Genomic DNA, 17,975 nt, shown 5'->3' with positions numbered 1-17,975 from the left:
AACCCAAGGACCAGACGACTCAGTGCGTACCCCCGAACGCGTTCTCAACCTCGGAATCCTGGCGCATGTTGACGCCGGCAAGACATCCCTGACCGAACGGCTGCTGTTCTCCGCCGGCGTCATCGACGCGGTGGGCAGCGTCGACCAGGGCTCCACCATCACCGACTCCCTCGCCCTGGAGCGGGAGCGCGGCATCACCATCCGGTCGGCCGTCGTCTCCTTCCCGCTGGGCGCCACCGGCGCCACGGTCAACCTGATCGACACCCCCGGCCACCCCGACTTCATCGCCGAGGTCGAGCGGGTGCTCGGCGTGCTGGACGGCGCCGTGCTGGTGGTCTCCGCCGTGGAGGGCGTGCAGGCCCAGACGCGGGTGCTGATGCGCACGTTGCGGCGGCTGCGCGTGCCCACCCTGATCCTCGTCAACAAGATCGACCGCGCCGGCGCCAGGGACGCCCCCCTGCTCGCCGAGATCGCGGCCAGGCTCAGCCCGTTCGCCATCGCCCTCGGCCGGCCCGAGGGGCTCGGCACCCGGGGCGCGCGTTACGTTCCGCACGCCCCCGACGATCCCGCCTTCCGCGAACGGCTCCAGCTGACGCTCGCCGAGCACAGCGAGCCGCTGCTCGCCGCGTATGTGGACGATGTCGAGGTCGCCCCCGCCGCCCTGGCCGCCGAACTCGCCGCCCAGACCGGGCGGGCGCTGGTCCACCCCGTGCTCTTCGGCTCGGCCGCCACCGGCGCCGGGATCGAGGAGCTGATGAACGCCATCGCTCATCTGCTGCCGCCCGCCGAGGGCGACCCCGAGGCCCCGCCCTCCGGCACCGTCTTCGCGATCGAACGCGGCCCCGCCGGCGAACGGCTGGCCCTCGCCCGGATGTTCGCCGGCACGTTCCGGGTCAGGGACCGGCTGCCCTACGGCCCCCCGGGTGCGACCGTCGAACCGGCGCGGGCCAAGCTCACCTCGCTCGCCGTCTTCGAACGCGGCACCGCCCGCCCCGCCGAGGCGGCGGGACCGGGCCGCATCGCCCAACTGCGGGGCCTTCCCGGGGTGCGCGTCGGCGACGTGGTGGGGCGCGCGCCCGAACGGACGGCGGGCGCCCGGCACTTCGCGCCCCCCACGCTGGAGACCGTCGTGGTCCCCGAACGGGAGGCGGAACGCGGGGCGTTGCACGCCGCGCTCAGCCAACTCGCCGAGCAGGACCCGTTGATCAATCTGCGCCAGGACACCAGGCGCCGGGAGATCTCCGTCTCCCTCTACGGCGAGGTGCAGAAGGAGGTCATCGAGGCCACGCTGCGCGACGAGTTCGGCCTCGCGGTCGGCTTCCGGGAGACCACCACGCTCCACATCGAGCGGCCGGTGGGCACCGGCGAGGCGGTCGAGTTCATCAAGAAGGACGGCAACCCGTTCCTCGCCACCGTGGGCCTGCGCGTCGAGCCGGCGCCGGTGGACGCCGGGGTGAGCTTCCGGCTCGGCATCGAACTCGGCGCGCTGCCCCTCGCGTTCCTGCGGGCCGTCGAGGAGACCGTGCGCGGCACCCTCGCCGAGGGCCTGTGCGGCTGGCCGGTGCGGGACTGCGTGGTGACGCTGACCACCTCCGGCTACTGGGCGCGGCAGAGCCACGCCCACGCGGTGTTCGACAAGAGCATGTCGTCGACGGCCGGGGACTTCCGTGGCCTGACCCCGCTGGTGCTGATGGACGCGCTGCGGCGGGCCGGAACGCGGGTGCTGGAGCCGTGGCACCGGTTCCGGCTGGAGTTTCCCGCCGGGATGGCCGGCACGGTGGTGCCGGCCATCGCGCGGCTGGGCGCGCGGCCCGGCGAACAGCTCACGGAGGGCGTGGCGCTGGTGGTCGGCGGCGTGGTGCCGGCCGGCCGGGTGCACGCGGTCGAGCGCCGCCTGCCCGAACTCACCAGCGGCGAGGCTCTGTTCGAGACGGAGTTCGCCGACTACCGCCCCGTCCCCGGCCCCCACCCCCCGACCCGCGCCCGCACGGACGACGACCCGCTGCACCGCGAGGAGTACCTCCTGACGGTGGTCCGCCACGTGCGGAGGTGACCGGACGCCGCGTCGGCCCCCGGGGCCGACGCGGCGGCGGGGGCGCGCGGCGTGGCGGCGTGGCGGCGTGGCGGCGTTCAGATGTTCCCGTGGTCGGGATGCTGGCGGATCATGATGTTGAAGTCGGTGACGAACGACCAGTCCCGCAGGTACTTCGCGCGGTCCCGGCCCTCGGCGAGCCGAGCGCACTGCGCGCACCCCTCGACCGGCTCCGGCTCCGGCCGCTCCCCGCTGATGGGGTCAACGGGCAGCGGCCCCTCCGGCACCCCGAGGTGTGGCGCGAGATAGTCGGCGCAGGACTGAAAGATCACGGTGGGTCCTTTCGTTCGGTTGACCCTGATGTGGTCGTTACCCACGCTCTCGTCCGGGTGGTGTTGCTGGATAGGGGCCAGGTGTAGGCCAGTTGTCGGCCACACTGGGGACATGGGCAACGTCACTGAGGCCGACACCCGACGTGCCATCGGCGCCAACATCAAGCGACTTCGAGAAGCCCACGAGCCGTTCTGGAGCCAGGAACGTCTCGCCATGGAGACCTGCCGGGCGGCAGGCGTGCCCGCTGCCCCGCTCGGGCGTAAGGAGATCAGTCGCTACGAGACGGGCAAGCGCGCTCCCCGCGAGTGGCTGCCGTTCATCGCCCAGGCGCTGGGGGTCTCGGTGGAAGAGCTTCTCCCGCCGGATGCCCCCGCCGAACCTCCGCTGCCGACTCTGGCCGAATATCTGCCCGATGACGATCCGCTGGCTCCGCTGCGTGATCCGGCCGGGCGGCGGATCGGCATGGCGGAGGTCCGCGACCTGGGGCAGCGCGTTCACGGCCTGCGCCTCGCGGATGATGTGATGGCCGGTGGGGACCTGATCCGTCCGGCGCTTCGGGAGCTGCGCCGTGCCGTGCGGCTCTATCGCCGTGGCACCCACTCCGGCCATGTCAGCCGTCAACTCCTGGTGCAGATCGGTGAGTTGGCGCAGATCGCCGGATGGATCGCCAGCGACGCGGGGCAGCTCGCCGACGCGGAGCGGATCTACCGACTGGGCATCAGCGCGGCGCGGGAAGCGGGGGACTCGACTCTGGTCGGGAATGTGGCCGGCGCCCTCGCCTACCAGTACAGCAACAGCGGTCGCGAGACCGACGGCGTGGTGCTCGCTCAGGTGGCGCTCGCGGAGTCCGGCGCGGACGCGCCGGCGGAGGCACGGGCCCTGGCCCTGGACCGGCTCGCATGGGCGCATACCCAGGTGGGCGATGTCCAGGGCGTCATGCGGGCCCTCGGTGAGGCATCCGAAGCCCTGGTGCCGCGTCAGGAGAGGGATCGCGCAGGCTACCTGTATTGGGTGAACGCCGAGGAACTCCGCATCATGGAGTCGCGGTGCTTCACCGAACTGCGGCGCCCGCTGCGGGCCGTTCCCCTGCTGCGTGAGGTGCTCGCGGGCTACGACGCGACCCGGACCCGCGAAATGGCGCTGTATCTCTCGTGGTTGGTGATGGCACTCGCCGACGCCAACGAGCCGGAGGAGGCGGCCGCGACGGCGCGTCGCATGATCTCGTTGGCGGCGGACGTGTCATCCCGGCGGACGGGGGAGCGCACGAGGATCGTTCTCCGGCGCCTCGGCGACTTCGTGGCCGTCCCCGAGGTGGCCGAGCTGTTGGCCGACCAGGAACGTGCCACGGGGTGATCCGCTCCCGGCCGGCCAGACCGCTACAGCTGGGTGGGCCTACAGCTGGTGCGGCACGTCGTCGGGGCCCGGTTCCGGCTGGTCGGGGTGGCCGCGCAGGTTGAGGATGGCCAGGGCGAGGCCGCCCCACACCACCAGCATGGCGACGATCATCATCACGATGGCCGAGGCGGACATCAGCCGTTCCTCTCCGTCGGGTTGGGGGCGTCGGGGGTCGCGGCGGCGTCCCAGCGGGTCGCCGGCCGGCGGCGGGACAGCAGGGTCAGCAGGACGCCGACCAGCAGCGCCCCGCCGGCCACGCCCCAGCCGGCCCAGAGCAGGAAGGACGTCGAGTAGCCCCCGTAGGTCTCGTCCAGCTCGTTGATCAGGCTGTCCACCATCATCCAGGCCAGCACCACGGGCGTGACCACGCCGAGGCAGATCCGCCACCACACGCCCAGGCCGATCGACGAGGTGGCGTCGGCGTTCCGTTGCAGCGCGGGGAGTTGGCGCAGGGCCCAGCTGACCGTGACCAGCACCACCAGGCCGGCCAGCGCGATCCCGTACTGGTTGATGAAGTGGTCGGCGACGTCCAACAGATACAGCCCGCTGTCGTTGGCGAACAGCAGCAGCGAGACCACGGTCACCGCGCCGCCGACGCTCAGCACGGCGGCCGTGCGGCCAAGACCGGTCCGGTCCTGAACGGCGGCGATGATCACCTGAACGATGCTGATCAGCGAGGTAAAGCCCGCGATCACCAACGAGAGGAAGAAGAGCACGCCGAAGAACGCGCCCATCGGCATCTCCGAGATGATCTGCGGGAACGCGACAAACGCCAGCCCGACGCCGCTGGAGCTGACGTCCGCGACGCCGACCCCGGCGGCCTGCGCCATGAAGCCCAGCGTGGCGAAGACCGCGACGCCCGCCAGAATCTCGAACGAGCTGTTGGCGAACGCCGCCACCATCGCCGAGCCCGTCAGGTCGGACTTCCGGTGCAGATAGGAGGCGTAGGTGATCATGATGCCGAAGCCCACCGACAGCGAGAAGAAGATCTGCCCGTAGGCCGCCACCCACACGCTGCCCTCGGTCAACGCGCCCCAGTCGGGCGTGAACAGCGCGTCCAGGCCCTCGGCCGCGCCGTCCAGCGTGAGCGCCCGCACCACCAGGATCAGGAAGAAGCCGACGAGCAGCGGGATCGTCACGATGTTGGCCCGTTCGATCCCGCGCCGGATGCCCAGCAGCAGCACGGCCAGCGTCAGCACCCAGATCAGCAGCAGCGGCCAGGCCACGCCGGGAACGAACGTCGAGATCTCGCCGGGCGTCTCGTTCAGCTTCAGGAACTCGTTGTTGAGGAAGCCCTCGGGGTCGTCGCCCCACGCCTGGTCGAACGAGAAGCCGGTGTAGCGCACCGCCCATGCCAGGATCGCCGCGTAGTAGGTGGCCACCACGAAGCAGATCGCCACCTGCCACCAGCCGATCGTCTCGGCCGGCCGGGCCAACTGCCGCAGGGCGCCCGGCGGCGAGGAACGGTACTTCCGCCCGATCGTGTACTCCAGGATCAGCAGCGGGATGCCGGCGGTCAGCAGCGCGGCCAGGTACGGGATCAGGAACGCGCCGCCGCCGTGCTCGTAGGTCACGGCGGGGAAGCGCCAGATGTTCCCCAGCCCGATGGCCGATCCGATGGCGGCCATCAGGAAGCCCAGACGGCTGCTCCACTGTTCGCGCTGCGGCTGTGTGGCCTTGGTCGACATGGTTCCGGCGGGCTCCTCGCTCCTCGGGAGGTTGCTTCTGTGGCTTGTTCGGTGCTTGTTTGGCGCTTGTTCGGCTTTGGTGCGGAGATGCGGCGACTGGGGCACGTTACCAGCAGGTCACTTCGGGTCGGGGTGGCGTCAGGGAGCGTCCCGTGGCCTGCGGCCACGCGTACCCGGCGTCGCCGCGTTCGCAAACCCGGGCGGGGCCCGGGGCGGACCCCGGAACGGGCCCGGTGCGCGCCTCGCTCGACGGGCCGTCAGCGCGGCGGGAGGCGGTACCATCCTTCGGTCACTGCCCAGCGCCAAGGCCGAGGAGGACCCCGGGGGATGGCGGGAGAACCGCAGGCTGACTGCCTGTTCTGCAAGATCGTGGCCGGCGACGTCCCGGCGACGGTGGTGAGGGAGACCGACACCACCGTCGCGTTCCGGGACATCAACCCGCAGGCCCCCAGCCATGTGCTGGTGATCCCCAGGGCGCACTACCCGGACGCCGCCTCGCTCGCCGAGGCCGAGCCCGAGACCGCCGCCGACGTGTTGCGCGAGGCGGGCGCGGTCGCCGCGCAGGAGAAGGTCGCCGACGGCGGGTACCGCGTCGTCTTCAACACCGGTTCCGGCGCGGGGCAGACCGTCTTCCACGCGCACGCCCACGTGCTGGGCGGGCGCGGGCTCAACTGGCCCCCCGGCTGACCGGGGCGGCGCGGTGTCAGCGCGCGAGCTGGTGGTGCTCGGCACCGCCAGCCAGGTGCCCACGCGCCGGCGCAACCACAACGGCTATGTGCTGCGCTGGGACGGCGAGGGCATCCTCTTCGACCCGGGCGAGGGCACCCAGCGCCAGTTGACCCTCGCCGGCGTCAGCGCGCACTCCCTGACCCGGATCTGCGTCAGCCACTTCCACGGCGACCACTCGCTGGGGCTGGCCGGGGTCATCCAGCGGATCAACCTCGACCGGGTGCCGCACCCGGTGCCCGTGCACTATCCGGCCAGCGGGCAGCGGTACTTCGACCGGCTGCGCTACGCCACCGCCTACCAGGAGACCGCCGAGCTGCGGCCGGCGCCGGTCGCCGAGGACGGCGTGCTGGAACGGACGGCCGGCTTCACGCTGAGCGCGGCGCGGCTCTCGCACCCGGTGGAGGCGTTCGGCTACCGGCTTGAGGAGCCGACGGGGCGGCGGATGCTGCCGGAACGGCTCGCCGCGCTCGGCGTCACGGGCCCCGAGATCAGCCGGCTGCGGCGGACGGGGCGGCTGCGCGGGGTCACCCTGGAGGAGGTCAGCGAGGAACGTCCCGGGCAGCGCTTCGCGTTCGTGATGGACACGCGGCTCTGCGAGGCGGTCTACCAACTGGCGGACGGCTGCGACCTGTTGGTGATCGAGTCCACCTTCAGGGCGGCGGACGCGGCGCTGGCCGAGGAGTACGGTCACCTCACGGCCGGGCAGGCCGCGCGGGTCGCGGTGGAGTGCGGGGTGCGGCATCTGGTGCTGACGCACTTCTCGCAGCGGTACCGCGACCCGGAGGGGTTCGCCGGGGAGGCGCGGGCGGCCGGCTTCGCCGGCGAACTCACCGTGGCGGACGACCTGTCGCGTATCCCGGTCCCCCGGAGAGGGGCGTGAGCCTCTCTCCGCGGTCGACTACGCGCCGTGTCCGCCCCGGGGGCCATCGTCGTCAGCGGAACGGGCAGCCAGCACCCGTTCCGCGACCCGCGCCGAGTCGACCAGCGGATGGAGCGTCAGCGCGTGCCGGGCCAGTTCGGTCGAGCCGGTCGCCGCCGCCTCGATGGTGGTCCGTTCCACCGCCTTGACCTGGAGCATCAGCCCCACCTCGGCCAGCCCGAGGCTCAACGCCGGCACCGGATGGGCGCCGCCGGCGTCCACCTCGCAGACCGTCTCCACGATCGCGTCGTCGGGCAGCTCCGGAACGGTGCCCGCGTTGCGCACGTTGAGGATCAGCCGGGTGCGGCGGTCGTCGGCGATCGCCCGCATCAGCGCGAGCGCCACCCCGTCGTAGCCGCCGCCCTCCAGGTCGTGGCTGTCCCGTTCCCCGCCGCCGGCGGCCGCGCGTTGCTCCGCGCCATAGGTGCGTTCGCGCTCACGCCGGGTCTCCGCCCAGAGCGCCGGCGCGCGGTCCAGGTCGCGCGCCGCCTCGGCGAAGAACGCGCCCTGCTGGGCGGCGAGAAACGCGCCCCGCGTCTCCTCCGCCTTTGCCACCGCCCGCCGGGTCTCCCGCGCCAGGTAGTAGTAGTGCAGGTACTCGTTGGGCAACGCGCCCAGCGCGCGCAGCAGTTCGCCGCCGAACAGCCGTCCCTCCTCGAAGCTCGCCAGCGCCGCGTCGTCCGCGAGCAGCCCGCTCAGCAGGTCGACGCCCCGGTGGCTGAGCGAGTTGAGCCAACCCAGGTGGTTGAGCCCCACATAGCCGTAGGAGACCTCGGCCGGATCGACCCCGACCGCCCTGGCCGCCCGGTGCAGCAGCCCCACCGGCGAGTCGCAGATCCCGATCACCCGGTGGCCCAGCCGGGCGGCCATCGCCTCGGTCACCATGCCCGCCGGGTTGGTGAAGTTGATCAGCCAGGCGTTCGGCGCCAACTCCGCGACCCGGTCCGCCACTTCGAGCGCCACGGGCACGGTGCGCAGCCCGTAGAGCACCCCGGAGGCGCCCACGGTCTCCTGCCCCAGCAGGCCCTCGTCCAGCGCCGCGCGCTCGTCCCGCACCCGGCCCTCCACGCCGCCGACCCGGATCGCGTGAAAGACGAAGTCGGCGCCCCGCACCGCCTCGTCCAGGGTCCGGGCGACCCGCAGCGCCGGCGCCCCCGGCACGCCCTCCGCCAACGCGGCGCACACCCGGGCGATCACCCGCAGCCGCAGCGGATCGGTGTCGAAGAGAGTGACCTCGTCGCGCCGATCGGGCGAGCGCCCGTCGGCCGTTGTCAGCAGCGCCCGGTATACCAGGGGGACACGGAACCCACCGCCCCCGATGATCGTGAGCCTCATGGGCCGGAACGTACCGTAGAAACGACCACGAACCAGCTCGGAGCTTCAGGTGACCCTTAGGAACGAGCCCCCGGCGCGCTGCGTGATCGACCCGCTCGCCCGCGTCCGGACCCCGGCCGACCCGGCCTGCGACGTCTACCTCACCGGCGCCGTCTTTCTGGACATCATCTTCACCGGCCTCGACTCGGCCCCGGTGCGCGGCACCGAGTCCTGGGCCAGGGGCATGGGTTCGAGCCCGGGCGGCGTGGCCAACATGGCCACCGCCCTGGCCAGGCTCGGCCTGCACACCAGCCTCGCCGCCGCCTTCGGCGACGACAAGTACGGCGAGTACTGCTGGGAGACCCTGGAGCGCGGCGAGGGCATCGACCTCTCCCGCTCCCGCACACCCCGTGGCTGGCACTCGCCGGTCACCGTCTCGATGGCCTACGAGGGCGAGCGCACCATGGTCTCGCACGGGCACGAGGCGCCCCCGCCCGGGCCCGAGCCGGCCGCCGCCAGCGTGCCCGAGACCAGGTCGGCGGTGGTCTCGCTGGCCCCCGACCGACCCCAGGAGTGGATCGCCAAGGCGTCGGCGGCGGGCAGCCTGGTCTTCGCCGACACCGGCTGGGACGAGACCGGCCGCTGGGACCTGGAGGCCCTGCCCGACCTGGCGTACTGCGAGGCGTTCCTGCCCAACGCGGCCGAAGCCGTGCGCTACACCCGCACCGACGACCCCAGGGCGGCCGCCCACGCGCTGGCCGAGCGGGTGCCGCTGGCCGTGGTCACCATGGGCGCCGACGGCGCCTACGGCGTGGACGCCCGCACCGGCGAGAGCGCCCATGTTCCGGCGATCGTGGTGGAGGCCCTGGACACCACGGGCGCCGGGGACGTCTTCATGGCCGGCTTCGTCACCGGCTCGCTCGCCGGCTGGCCGCTGGCCGACCGGCTGGCCCTCGCGGGGCTGACCGCCTCGCTCTCGGTGCAGGAGTTCGGCGGCTCCCTCTCCGCGCCCGGCTGGAACGAGATCGAGACGTGGTGGCGCAACGCCCAGGCGCTCACCCCGCCGTCCGGCGCCGAGGGCGACGGGCCCTCGCTGGTCGAGCGGTACGCGTTCCTGACCGGGTTGCTGCCCGCCGCCGGGGAGCCCTGGCCGCGCCGCAGGGCCGTGCCCACGCTCGGCTTCCGGGGCTGATCTCGTGCCCCCCGGCACCGGGCCGGCAGGGTCGGCAACGGGGCCGCCAACACCCCAGCGCGGCAAGCCGATCGCGCTCCGTAATGTCCTACGGAAACGACCGGTGCGCGTCGTACCCTGGGGACCCACGGCCAGCCCAGTGAGAGAGGGATGAGCAGGTCCGTCCGGGCCGCCCATGACGCAGACACCCACACACCAGCCGAGCGCCACCGACGAGGCGACCGCGCGGTTCACCGTTCCGGCCAAGCACCCGATGGTCACCGTGCTCGGCTCGGGAGACGCGCTGCTTCGCGTGATCGAGCAGGCTTTTCCCGCCACCGACATCCATGTCCGGGGCAACGAGATCCGCGCGACCGGCGACGAGGCGGAAGTCCGGCTCGTGCAGCGCCTGTTCGACGAGATGATGCTGGTGCTCCGCACCGGCCAGCCCCTCACCGAGGACGCCGTCGAGCGCTCCATCGCCATGCTGCGCGGCTCCGGCGACGAGGACGCGAGCCCCGCCCAGGTGCTCACCCAGAACATCCTGTCCAACCGTGGAAAGACGATCCGCCCCAAGACGCTCAACCAGAAGCGCTACGTGGACGCGATCGACCAGCACACGGTCGTCTTCGGAATCGGCCCGGCCGGCACCGGAAAGACCTATCTGGCGATGGCCAAGGCCGTCCAGGCCCTCCAGTCCAAGCAGGTCAACCGCATCATCCTGACCCGCCCCGCCGTCGAGGCCGGCGAGCGGCTCGGCTTCCTGCCCGGCACGCTCTACGAGAAGATCGACCCGTATCTGCGCCCGCTCTACGACGCGCTCCACGACATGCTGGACCCGGACTCGATCCCCCGGCTGCTGAGCGCCGGCACCATCGAGGTCGCGCCGCTGGCGTACATGCGCGGCCGGACGCTCAACGACGCGTTCATCATCCTCGACGAGGCGCAGAACACGAACCCCGAGCAGATGAAGATGTTCCTGACCCGGCTCGGGTTCGAGTCCAAGATCGTGATCACCGGCGACGTCACCCAGGTGGACCTGCCCGGCGGGACCGTCAGCGGGCTGCGCCAGGTGCAGGAGATCCTCGACGGCGTGGACGACGTGCACTTCTCCCGGCTCACCACCCAGGACGTGGTGCGCCACAAGCTCGTCGGGCGCATCGTGGACGCGTACGACCGTTACGACGTACGGATCGGAAAGTAGCCACCGCGCATCATGGCGATCGAGGTCAACAACGAGTCCGGCCAGCCGCTCGACGAGCACGCCCTGCTCGACATCGCCCGCTACACGCTGGCTCGGATGCGGATTCACCCGCTCTCCGAGCTGTCCGTGATCGCGGTCGACGCGGCGGCCATGGAGCGGCTCCATCTCCAGTGGATGGACCTGCCGGGCCCCACCGATGTGATGTCCTTCCCGATGGACGAGCTGCGGCCGCCCGCCAAGGAGGACGAGGAACCCGTCCAGGGGCTGCTGGGCGACGTGGTGCTCTGCCCCGAGGTCGCGGCCGAGCAGGGCCGCGCCGCGCCCACCCGGCACTCCATGGACGCCGAGCTGCAACTCCTCACCGTGCACGGGGTGTTGCACCTGCTGGGCTACGACCACGACGAGCCGGCCGAGCGGGCCGAGATGTTCGGGCTCCAGCAGGCCATCGTTGACGGCTGGCGCGCCGAGCGGGGCCTGTCCGGGCCCTCGCCGGCCCCCACGCTGACATGACCGGCACCCTGCTGGTCGCCGTCGTGGCGCTGCTCGCCGTCGGCTGGCTCTCCTCCTGCGCCGAGGCCGGCCTCGCGGTGATCACCAGCTACCGGGCCGAGGAGGCCGTGCGCGCCGGGCGGCGCGGGGCGGCCCGGCTCGCCGAGGTGGCCGAGGACCCCACCCGCTACCTCAACCTCGCGCTGCTGCTGCGGGTGGCCAGCGAGATGGCGGCCGCCGTGCTGGTCGCCTACGCCTGCCTGGAGACCTTCGACGGCCTGCTTCCGGCGCTGTCGGTGGCGTTCGGCATCATGGTGCTGCTGTCCTTCGTCGCGGTCGGCGTCTCGCCCCGCACCATCGGGCGGCAGCACCCGTTGACCACCACCATCGCCGCCTCGTTCGTGCTGGTCCCGCTCGTGCGGGTGCTCAACCCGCTGACCCAGGCGCTGATCATCCTGGGCAACGCGGTCACCCCGGGCCGGGGCTTCCGCAAGGGTCCTTTCGCCTCCGAGGCGGAGCTGCGCGCCATGGTGGACCTGGCCGAGCGGGAGTCGCTGATCGAGGACGAGGAGCGCCGGATGGTGCACTCCGTCTTCGAGTTGGGCGACACCCTGGTGCGCGAGGTGATGGTGCCCCGCACCGACCTGGTCTCCATCGACCGGGACAAGACCCTGCGCCAGGCGCTGAGCCTCGCGCTGCGCTCCGGCTTCTCGCGGATACCGGTCACCGGCGAGAGCGACGACGACATCGTCGGCATCGTCTACCTCAAGGACCTGGCCCGGCAGACCCATGTGCGCAGGGAGTCGGAGAACGAGGCGGTGGAGGCCGTGATGCGGCCGGCCACGTTCGTGCCCGACACCAAGAACGCGGGCGACCTGCTGCGCGAGATGCAGCGCGACCACATCCATGTGGCGGTGGTGATCGACGAGTACGGCGGGACGGCCGGCCTGGTCACCATCGAGGACATCCTGGAGGAGATCGTCGGCGAGATCACCGACGAGTACGACATCGAACTGCCCCCAGTCGAGGACCTGGGCGGCGGCGCCTACCGGGTCACCGCCCGTCTCGACCTGGGCGCGCTGGGCGAGCTGTACCACCTCAGGCTGGACGACGAGGACGTCGAGACCGTCGGCGGGCTGCTGGCCAAGGCGCTGGGGCGGGTGCCGATCGCCGGCGCCCGCGCGGTGGTCGACGTCTCGGACGAGCAGCGGATCGACTCGGGCGGCCCGGCGTTGGCCGCGCTGCGGCTGACCGCCGAGTCGCCGGCCGGCCGCCGCAACCGGATCGAGCGGGTGCTGGTCGAGCCGGTGGCCGCCCAGCCGACGGCGGCGAACGAGGCCGAGCGGGGCGAGTGAGCCGGGCCGTGCGGCCTCGCCCGGCCCGGTCGGGGTGACCGCGCGGCCACCCTCGGCCGTTCACCCGAACGGGGGAGCGAGGGTGGCCGGGGGCCCGTTCGGGTGGCGCCATGGGACCCATGAACGCGCATCTGAGGACGGTCATGATCGCCGGGCTCGCGACGCTCAGCCTCGGCCTGGCCCCCGGCCAGCCGGCGGCCTCGGACACCCTGGGCGAGAGCCAGCTGAAGGAGGCGCTGCTGGACCCGGTGGACTTCCCCGAGGGCTGGGCCAGCGACAGCGAGGAGGCCGCCGAGGAACGTGGCTTCGGCGTTCCCCGGCCGAGCGAGGGCGACTGCCGCGAGCTGTTCGACAGCGAAGCGGACGGCACCCAGCGCGCCGGCTTCGCCAAGACCCAGACCGGCCCCTTCGTCACCACGGCCGCGACCGCCCACGACTCCACCGGCGACGCGCGGGCCGCGCTCGCCGAGTTCCGGGCGGCCGCCGAGCGCTGCGACACGTTCCACACCGAGGAGGGCCCAGGGGAGAACGCCGTCACCGTCGCCTATGACGAGGAGCCGCGCGGCGACCCCGAGGGGCTGGGCGACGAGAGCGCCGCGCTGCGCTACAACCGCAGGCTCGACGGCGAGAACGCCGGCACCCCGGTGCTGGTCGAGGTCGTGATCGCGCGGGTCGGGCCGCATCTGGTGCGGGTCGCGCAGGCCGGCCGCGAGGACCCGGACACCGGAAGCCTCACCGCCATCGCCGAGCGGGCCGTCACCAAGCTGACCGAGGTCGCGCGCGGGGACACCCCGGCGCCCAGGCCCGACCAGCCCGGCACCACCCGGCTGTGACCGGCGGGACCTCCCGGACCGGCCGTGACCGGCCGGACCTCCCGGCCGCCGCGCGCCGGTCACCGCATAAGCTCGTGGCATGACCGATGGCGTTGCCTCCCCGGCGGCCGGGTCCGGCGAGCTGGACCCCGAGGACCGCAAGATCATCACGTTGGCGCGCAGCGCCCGCGCCCGCAACGGCACCCCCGAGGGGGCGGCCGTGCGCGACGAGATGGGCCGCACCTATGTGGCCAGCACCGTGGCGCTGGACTCGCTGCGGCTGAGCGCGCTGCGCACCGCCGTGGCCATGGCGGTCGCCAGCGGGGCGCGGTCCCTGGAGGCGGCGGCCGTGGTGACCGGCGCCGAGGCGCCGGCCGACGAGGACCTGGCGGCCGTGCGGGACCTGGGCGGCGCGGGCACCCCCGTGCTGCTGGCTGGCCCCGACGGCGTGCTTCGTGCGACCATCTCCGCCTCATGAACTCCCCTGACGCCACGGCCGGCTCGGCCGCTCCGCACCGTTCCGGCTTCGCCTGCTTCGTCGGCCGTCCCAACGCCGGCAAGTCCACGTTGACCAACGCGCTGGTCGGCACGAAGGTGGCCATCACCTCGAACCGGCCGCAGACCACCCGCCACTCGGTGCGCGGCATCGTGCACCGGCCGGACGCGCAGCTGGTGTTGGTGGACACCCCGGGGCTGCACAAGCCGCGCACGCTGCTGGGGCAGCGTCTCAACGACGTGGTCCGCACCACCTGGGCCGAGGTCGACGTGATCGGCTTCTGCCTGCCGGCCGACCAGAAGGTGGGCCCGGGCGACCGCTTCATCGCCAAGGAGCTGGCGCAGGTCAAGCGCACGCCGAAGGTCGCCGTGGTCACCAAGACCGACCTGGCCGACCGCGAGCGGATGACCGAACAGCTCATCGCCGTCGACCAGTTGGGCCGGGAGGCGGGCATCGAGTGGGCCGAGATCGTGCCCGTGTCCGCCGTCGCCGGGGAGCAGGTGGGGCTGCTGGCGGACCTGCTGGTGCCGCTGCTGCCCGAGGGGCCGCCGCTCTACCCGGAGGGCGACCTCACGGACGAGCCCGAGCAGGTCATGATCGCGGAGCTGATCCGCGAGGCGGCCCTGGAGGGCGTGCGGGACGAACTCCCGCACTCCATCGCCGTGGTGGTGGAGGAGATGCTGCCGCGCGAGGACCGGCCCGCCGACCGGCCGCTGCTGGACGTGCACGCCAACCTGTTCATCGAGCGCCCCAGCCAGAAGGGCATCGTGATCGGCCCCAAGGGCCAGCGGCTGAAGGACGTCGGCACCAAGGCGAGGCGGCAGATCGAGGCGCTGCTCGGCACGCCGGTCTTCCTCGACCTGCACGTCAAGGTCGCCAAGGACTGGCAGCGGGACCCCAAGCAGCTGCGCCGGCTGGGCTTCTGAGACCCGGCCGGGCTTCTGGGACGGGGGCCCGGGGCCGTCGGGCGGTGGGCGGCCCGCCGCCGGAAGGGGAACGGGCCGCCGTCCGCCGTCAGTTGCTGGCCGTGGCGGCCGCCGCCAGGAGGCGTTCGGTGTCGGCCGGCGGCAGCCACAGCGCCTCGCCGACCGCGTTCAACATGTGGCGCTCGGCCTCCCGGTAGGGGCCGTCGGCCAGCGCGATCCTGGCCCCGCGCAGCAGCAGGCTCTCCCGCCCGGGCGTCGCCAGGTGCGGGGTGAGGGCCGCGACCGTCTTGCCCACCTCCGTGGCGACCAGCGGCAGCGCGCGCGCCGCCAGCGTCGCCTGGAGGGTCAGCAGCCGCTCCTCGGAACAGTCGGGGAAGCCGGCGTCCCGCACCGCCTCCAACGCCAGCCGGCGGGCCGGCTCGGCCTCCGTGCCGCCGGCGGCCAGCACGCCGAGGGCGACCGAGTGCACCGCCTCGCGCAGCAGCGTGGCCAGCCGCGTGGTGGTCGGCAGGACCAGCACCCGCTCGGGAAACCGGCTCCGGCAGGAGACGCACTCCACCACCGGGCCCGCCGTGCCGCGCCGCAGCAGGGGAACAGCCAGCACGGTCAACCGCCTTCGGCCTTCGAGCCGTTGGTACCGGCGGTCGCCGCCGCAGTCGGCGCAGAAGAAGTCCCCGTCGTCAGTGACCTGCCAGACGGTCCTGACCCCGGCCAACCGGGAGTGCACCACGTCGTACCTCCGTTACCCGCTGGCGACGATGCCGCGTCCGTGATGTTAACCACAGTCGAAGGCCGCCGTCAGTAGTGCGTAACGAAGTGATCGCGTCCGATGGTTCCCGGCCCGGAAAACCCGAGGCCGGGGCGGGTCCTGGCGACCCGCCCCGGCCGGGCGACGACAACCCGCCGCCGTCTCCGCCGCGTTGACGTCAGCGTGCCGCGCGGTTGACGGCGGAGACCACGGCCTTGAGCGAGGCGCGCACGATGTTGGCGTCGATCCCCACGCCCCACAGCACGCGGTCGCCCACCGCGCACTCGATGTAGGCGGCCGCCTGGGAGCCGGCGCCCTCGCTCATGGTGTGCTCGACATAGTCCAGGAGCCGGATGTCGGTGTCGACGACCCCGGTGCCGGCCAACGCGTCGAAGAACGCGGCGATCGGCCCGTTGCCGGTGCCGGTCAGCGTCGTCTCGGCGCCGTCCACCAGGGCCTCGACGGTGAGCGCGTCCTCGCCGTCCCTGGTGCTGGTGGTGTGCGCGTCGCGCAGCGCGATCCGGCCCCAGCCGGGGGCGCCGGTCTCCTGCGGCAGGTACTCGTCGGAGAAGATCCCCCAGATCGCGGCCGGGGACAGCTCGCCGCCCTCGGCGTCGGTCCGCTCCTGGATGATCTTGGAGAACTCCACCTGCATCCGGCGCGGCAGGTCCAGCGCGTGCTCGGTCTTCAACACGTAGGCCACGCCGCCCTTGCCGGACTGGGAGTTGACCCGGATCACGGCCTCGTAGCTGCGGCCCACGTCCTTGGGGTCGATCGGCAGGTAGGGAACGTCCCAGGGCAGTTCGTCGACCGACGTGTTCGCCGCCTTCGCCTGGTCGGCCATGGCGTCGAAGCCCTTCTTGATGGCGTCCTGGTGGGAGCCGGAGAAGGCGGTGTAGACCAGGTCCCCCACGTACGGGTGGCGCGGCGGGACCTCCATCTGGTTGCAGTACTCCCAGGTGCGACGGATCTCGTCGATCTGGGAGAAGTCGATCTGCGGGTCGATGCCCTGGGAGAACAGGTTCATCCCCAGCGTGACCAGGTCGACGTTGCCGGTGCGCTCGCCCTGGCCGAACAGACAGCCCTCGATCCGGTCGGCGCCGGCCATCAGCGCCAGCTCGGCGGCGGCCACGGCGGTGCCCCGGTCGTTGTGCGGGTGGACCGACAGGCAGACGAACTCGCGGCGGCTGAGGTGGCGGCCCATCCACTCGAAGCGGTCGGCGTGGGTGGACGGCGTCGAACGCTCGACGGTGGCCGGCAGGTTGAGGATGATCTCGCGGCCCTCGCCCGGCTGCCAGACGTCCATCACGCTCTCGCAGATCTCCAGCGCGAAGTCCAGCTCGGTGTCGGTGAAGATCTCCGGGCTGTACTGGTAGCCGAAGGTGGTGCGGTCGTCCAGCAGCTTCTCGGCGTACTCCATCACCATGCGGGTGCCGTCCACCGCGATCCCGCGCACCGCGTCCCGGCCGCCCCGGAAGACCACCCGGCGGAAGGTGGGCGCGGTCGCGTTGTACAGGTGGACGGTGGCCCGGCGCGCGCCGACCAGGGACTCGACGGTCCGCTCGATCAGCTCCTCCCTGGCCTGGGTCAGCACCGAGATGGTCACGTCGTCGGGGATCGCGTCCTCCTCGATGATGGACCGTACGAAGTCGAAGTCCGTCTGTCCTGAGGAGGGGAAACCGACCTCGATCTCCTTGTAGCCCATCTTCACCAGCAGGTCGAACATGGCGCGTTTCCTGACCGGCGACATGGGGTCGATCAGCGCCTGGTTGCCGTCGCGCAGGTCGGTGGAGAGCCAGCGGGGGGCCTTGGTGACGCGGTTGTTGGGCCAGGTGCGGTCGGGGATGTCCACCCACTCGAAGGGGCGGTAACGGTGGGTCGGCATCCCGGAGGGCCGCTGGGTGACGGTGGCGTTGGTCTGCGGCGTCGGCTTCTTCATGGGCGATGGACTCCTTGGGCCCGGACGGCGGGTGCGCCGTGGGGATCGACGGACGAGAGGACCGACAGACAGCACCGAACTCCGCGGGGAGGGGGTCGGTCTGTGGCCTACAGACCCTCGCCGCGGCGGCTAAGGAGAAGCGTCCAGGTTCGCATCGCAGCGTCCACCCTAGTCCCGTCGGGCGCGCTGGGCGCCCTCCGTCCCAGCATCCGAGACATCCCTCACAGGGGCGACGCGTGCGGGGGCGGCGTTCCGGCGGCTCGTGGGGCGTGGGTTATCCCGGGGGATTAGGTCCTGTCCGGCGGATCTTGTGACTGTCTCGGGTCCGTGTCGTTGGCATGGTCATGGGACGGGGAGATCTCACGAACGAAGAGTGGGTCCGGCTGAAGCCGCACCTGCCCAAGTCCGGGCAGCGAGGCGGTCGT

Annotated in this window: 17 protein-coding genes; 11 read left to right on the top strand and 6 right to left on the bottom strand. The window is 72.5% G+C overall.

Annotated features, from left to right (window positions below):
• The first annotated feature begins 22 nt into the window (after window positions 1-22).
• Window positions 23-2,053, top strand: a complete 2,031-nt coding sequence (locus tag EBN88_RS11910) for an elongation factor G (protein ID WP_122183813.1) — start codon at window positions 23-25, stop codon at window positions 2,051-2,053.
• A gap of 77 nt (window positions 2,054-2,130) precedes the next feature.
• On the opposite strand, the gene EBN88_RS11905 is transcribed toward EBN88_RS11910, so the two are convergent.
• The gene (locus EBN88_RS11905) at window positions 2,131-2,364 is read right to left on the bottom strand and encodes a hypothetical protein (RefSeq protein WP_233580612.1); all 234 of its coding nucleotides are present in this window, start codon (window positions 2,362-2,364) and stop codon (window positions 2,131-2,133) included.
• Between the two features lie 112 nt (window positions 2,365-2,476).
• On the opposite strand from EBN88_RS11905, the gene EBN88_RS11900 reads away from it, so the two are divergent.
• Window positions 2,477-3,718: a helix-turn-helix domain-containing protein gene (locus EBN88_RS11900; protein WP_122183812.1), complete on the top strand. Its 1,242-nt coding sequence runs from the start codon at window positions 2,477-2,479 to the stop codon at window positions 3,716-3,718.
• Between the two features lie 39 nt (window positions 3,719-3,757).
• Here the strand turns inward: EBN88_RS11900 and EBN88_RS11895 are convergent, their stop codons facing one another.
• Together EBN88_RS11895 and EBN88_RS11890 are read right to left on the bottom strand one after the other, a co-directional pair.
• Entirely contained in the window at window positions 3,758-3,895 is a 138-nt protein-coding gene (locus EBN88_RS11895; protein ID WP_122183811.1) for a methionine/alanine import family NSS transporter small subunit, read from the bottom strand.
• Window positions 3,895-5,448: a sodium-dependent transporter gene (locus EBN88_RS11890; RefSeq protein ID WP_122183810.1), complete on the bottom strand. Its 1,554-nt coding sequence runs from the start codon at window positions 5,446-5,448 to the stop codon at window positions 3,895-3,897. Before EBN88_RS11890 ends, EBN88_RS11895 begins: the two co-directional genes overlap by 1 nt.
• Window positions 5,449-5,775: 327 nt before the next feature.
• On the opposite strand from EBN88_RS11890, the gene EBN88_RS11885 reads away from it, so the two are divergent.
• Together EBN88_RS11885 and EBN88_RS11880 are read left to right on the top strand one after the other, a co-directional pair.
• The gene (locus tag EBN88_RS11885; protein ID WP_122183809.1) at window positions 5,776-6,135 is read left to right on the top strand and encodes a histidine triad nucleotide-binding protein; all 360 of its coding nucleotides are present in this window, start codon (window positions 5,776-5,778) and stop codon (window positions 6,133-6,135) included.
• Between the two features lie 13 nt (window positions 6,136-6,148).
• Window positions 6,149-7,057 carry a ribonuclease Z gene (locus EBN88_RS11880; protein WP_122183808.1) on the top strand — a complete coding sequence of 303 codons (909 nt, stop codon included), beginning with the start codon at window positions 6,149-6,151 and terminating at the stop codon, window positions 7,055-7,057.
• An 18-nt stretch (window positions 7,058-7,075) separates the two neighbouring features.
• On the opposite strand, the gene EBN88_RS11875 is transcribed toward EBN88_RS11880, so the two are convergent.
• Window positions 7,076-8,431: a family 4 glycosyl hydrolase gene (locus EBN88_RS11875; RefSeq protein ID WP_122183807.1), complete on the bottom strand. Its 1,356-nt coding sequence runs from the start codon at window positions 8,429-8,431 to the stop codon at window positions 7,076-7,078.
• 49 nt (window positions 8,432-8,480) lie between these two features.
• Between EBN88_RS11875 and EBN88_RS11870 the strand changes: the two genes are divergently transcribed.
• The 7 genes from EBN88_RS11870 (at window position 8,481) to era (ending at window position 14,863) form a co-directional block, all read left to right on the top strand.
• Entirely contained in the window at window positions 8,481-9,602 is a 1,122-nt protein-coding gene (locus EBN88_RS11870) for a carbohydrate kinase family protein (RefSeq protein ID WP_199742330.1), read from the top strand.
• A 175-nt stretch (window positions 9,603-9,777) separates the two neighbouring features.
• Window positions 9,778-10,785, top strand: a complete 1,008-nt coding sequence (locus EBN88_RS11865) for a PhoH family protein (RefSeq protein ID WP_122183805.1) — start codon at window positions 9,778-9,780, stop codon at window positions 10,783-10,785.
• Between the two features lie 12 nt (window positions 10,786-10,797).
• Window positions 10,798-11,295, top strand: coding sequence for an rRNA maturation RNase YbeY (gene ybeY, locus EBN88_RS11860; RefSeq protein ID WP_122183804.1), 498 nt, complete (start codon window positions 10,798-10,800; stop codon window positions 11,293-11,295).
• Window positions 11,292-12,629, top strand: coding sequence for a hemolysin family protein (locus EBN88_RS11855; protein ID WP_122183803.1), 1,338 nt, complete (start codon window positions 11,292-11,294; stop codon window positions 12,627-12,629). The genes ybeY and EBN88_RS11855 overlap by 4 nt, the downstream gene beginning before the upstream one ends.
• A gap of 119 nt (window positions 12,630-12,748) precedes the next feature.
• Window positions 12,749-13,462 (top strand): hypothetical protein, encoded by a 714-nt coding sequence (locus EBN88_RS11850; protein WP_147472709.1) that lies wholly within the window; start codon window positions 12,749-12,751, stop codon window positions 13,460-13,462.
• A 79-nt stretch (window positions 13,463-13,541) separates the two neighbouring features.
• Window positions 13,542-13,919: a cytidine deaminase gene (locus EBN88_RS11845; protein ID WP_122183801.1), complete on the top strand. Its 378-nt coding sequence runs from the start codon at window positions 13,542-13,544 to the stop codon at window positions 13,917-13,919.
• Window positions 13,916-14,863 (top strand): GTPase Era, encoded by a 948-nt coding sequence (gene era, locus EBN88_RS11840; protein WP_122183800.1) that lies wholly within the window; start codon window positions 13,916-13,918, stop codon window positions 14,861-14,863. Before EBN88_RS11845 ends, era begins: the two co-directional genes overlap by 4 nt.
• 88 nt (window positions 14,864-14,951) lie before the next feature.
• On the opposite strand, the gene EBN88_RS11835 is transcribed toward era, so the two are convergent.
• Entirely contained in the window at window positions 14,952-15,593 is a 642-nt protein-coding gene (locus tag EBN88_RS11835; RefSeq protein ID WP_233580611.1) for a TerB family tellurite resistance protein, read from the bottom strand.
• Between the two features lie 196 nt (window positions 15,594-15,789).
• Window positions 15,790-17,550 (bottom strand): 2-isopropylmalate synthase, encoded by a 1,761-nt coding sequence (leuA, locus tag EBN88_RS11830; protein WP_122183799.1) that lies wholly within the window; start codon window positions 17,548-17,550, stop codon window positions 15,790-15,792.
• Between the last annotated feature and the right edge of the window lie 425 nt (window positions 17,551-17,975).

Origin of the sequence: Streptomyces triticirhizae (assembly GCF_003696235.1) — a bacterium.
In the GTDB taxonomy this organism is placed as follows: domain Bacteria; phylum Actinomycetota; class Actinomycetes; order Streptomycetales; family Streptomycetaceae; genus Streptomyces; species Streptomyces triticirhizae.
This window is presented reverse-complemented; position numbering and strand designations above follow the sequence as displayed.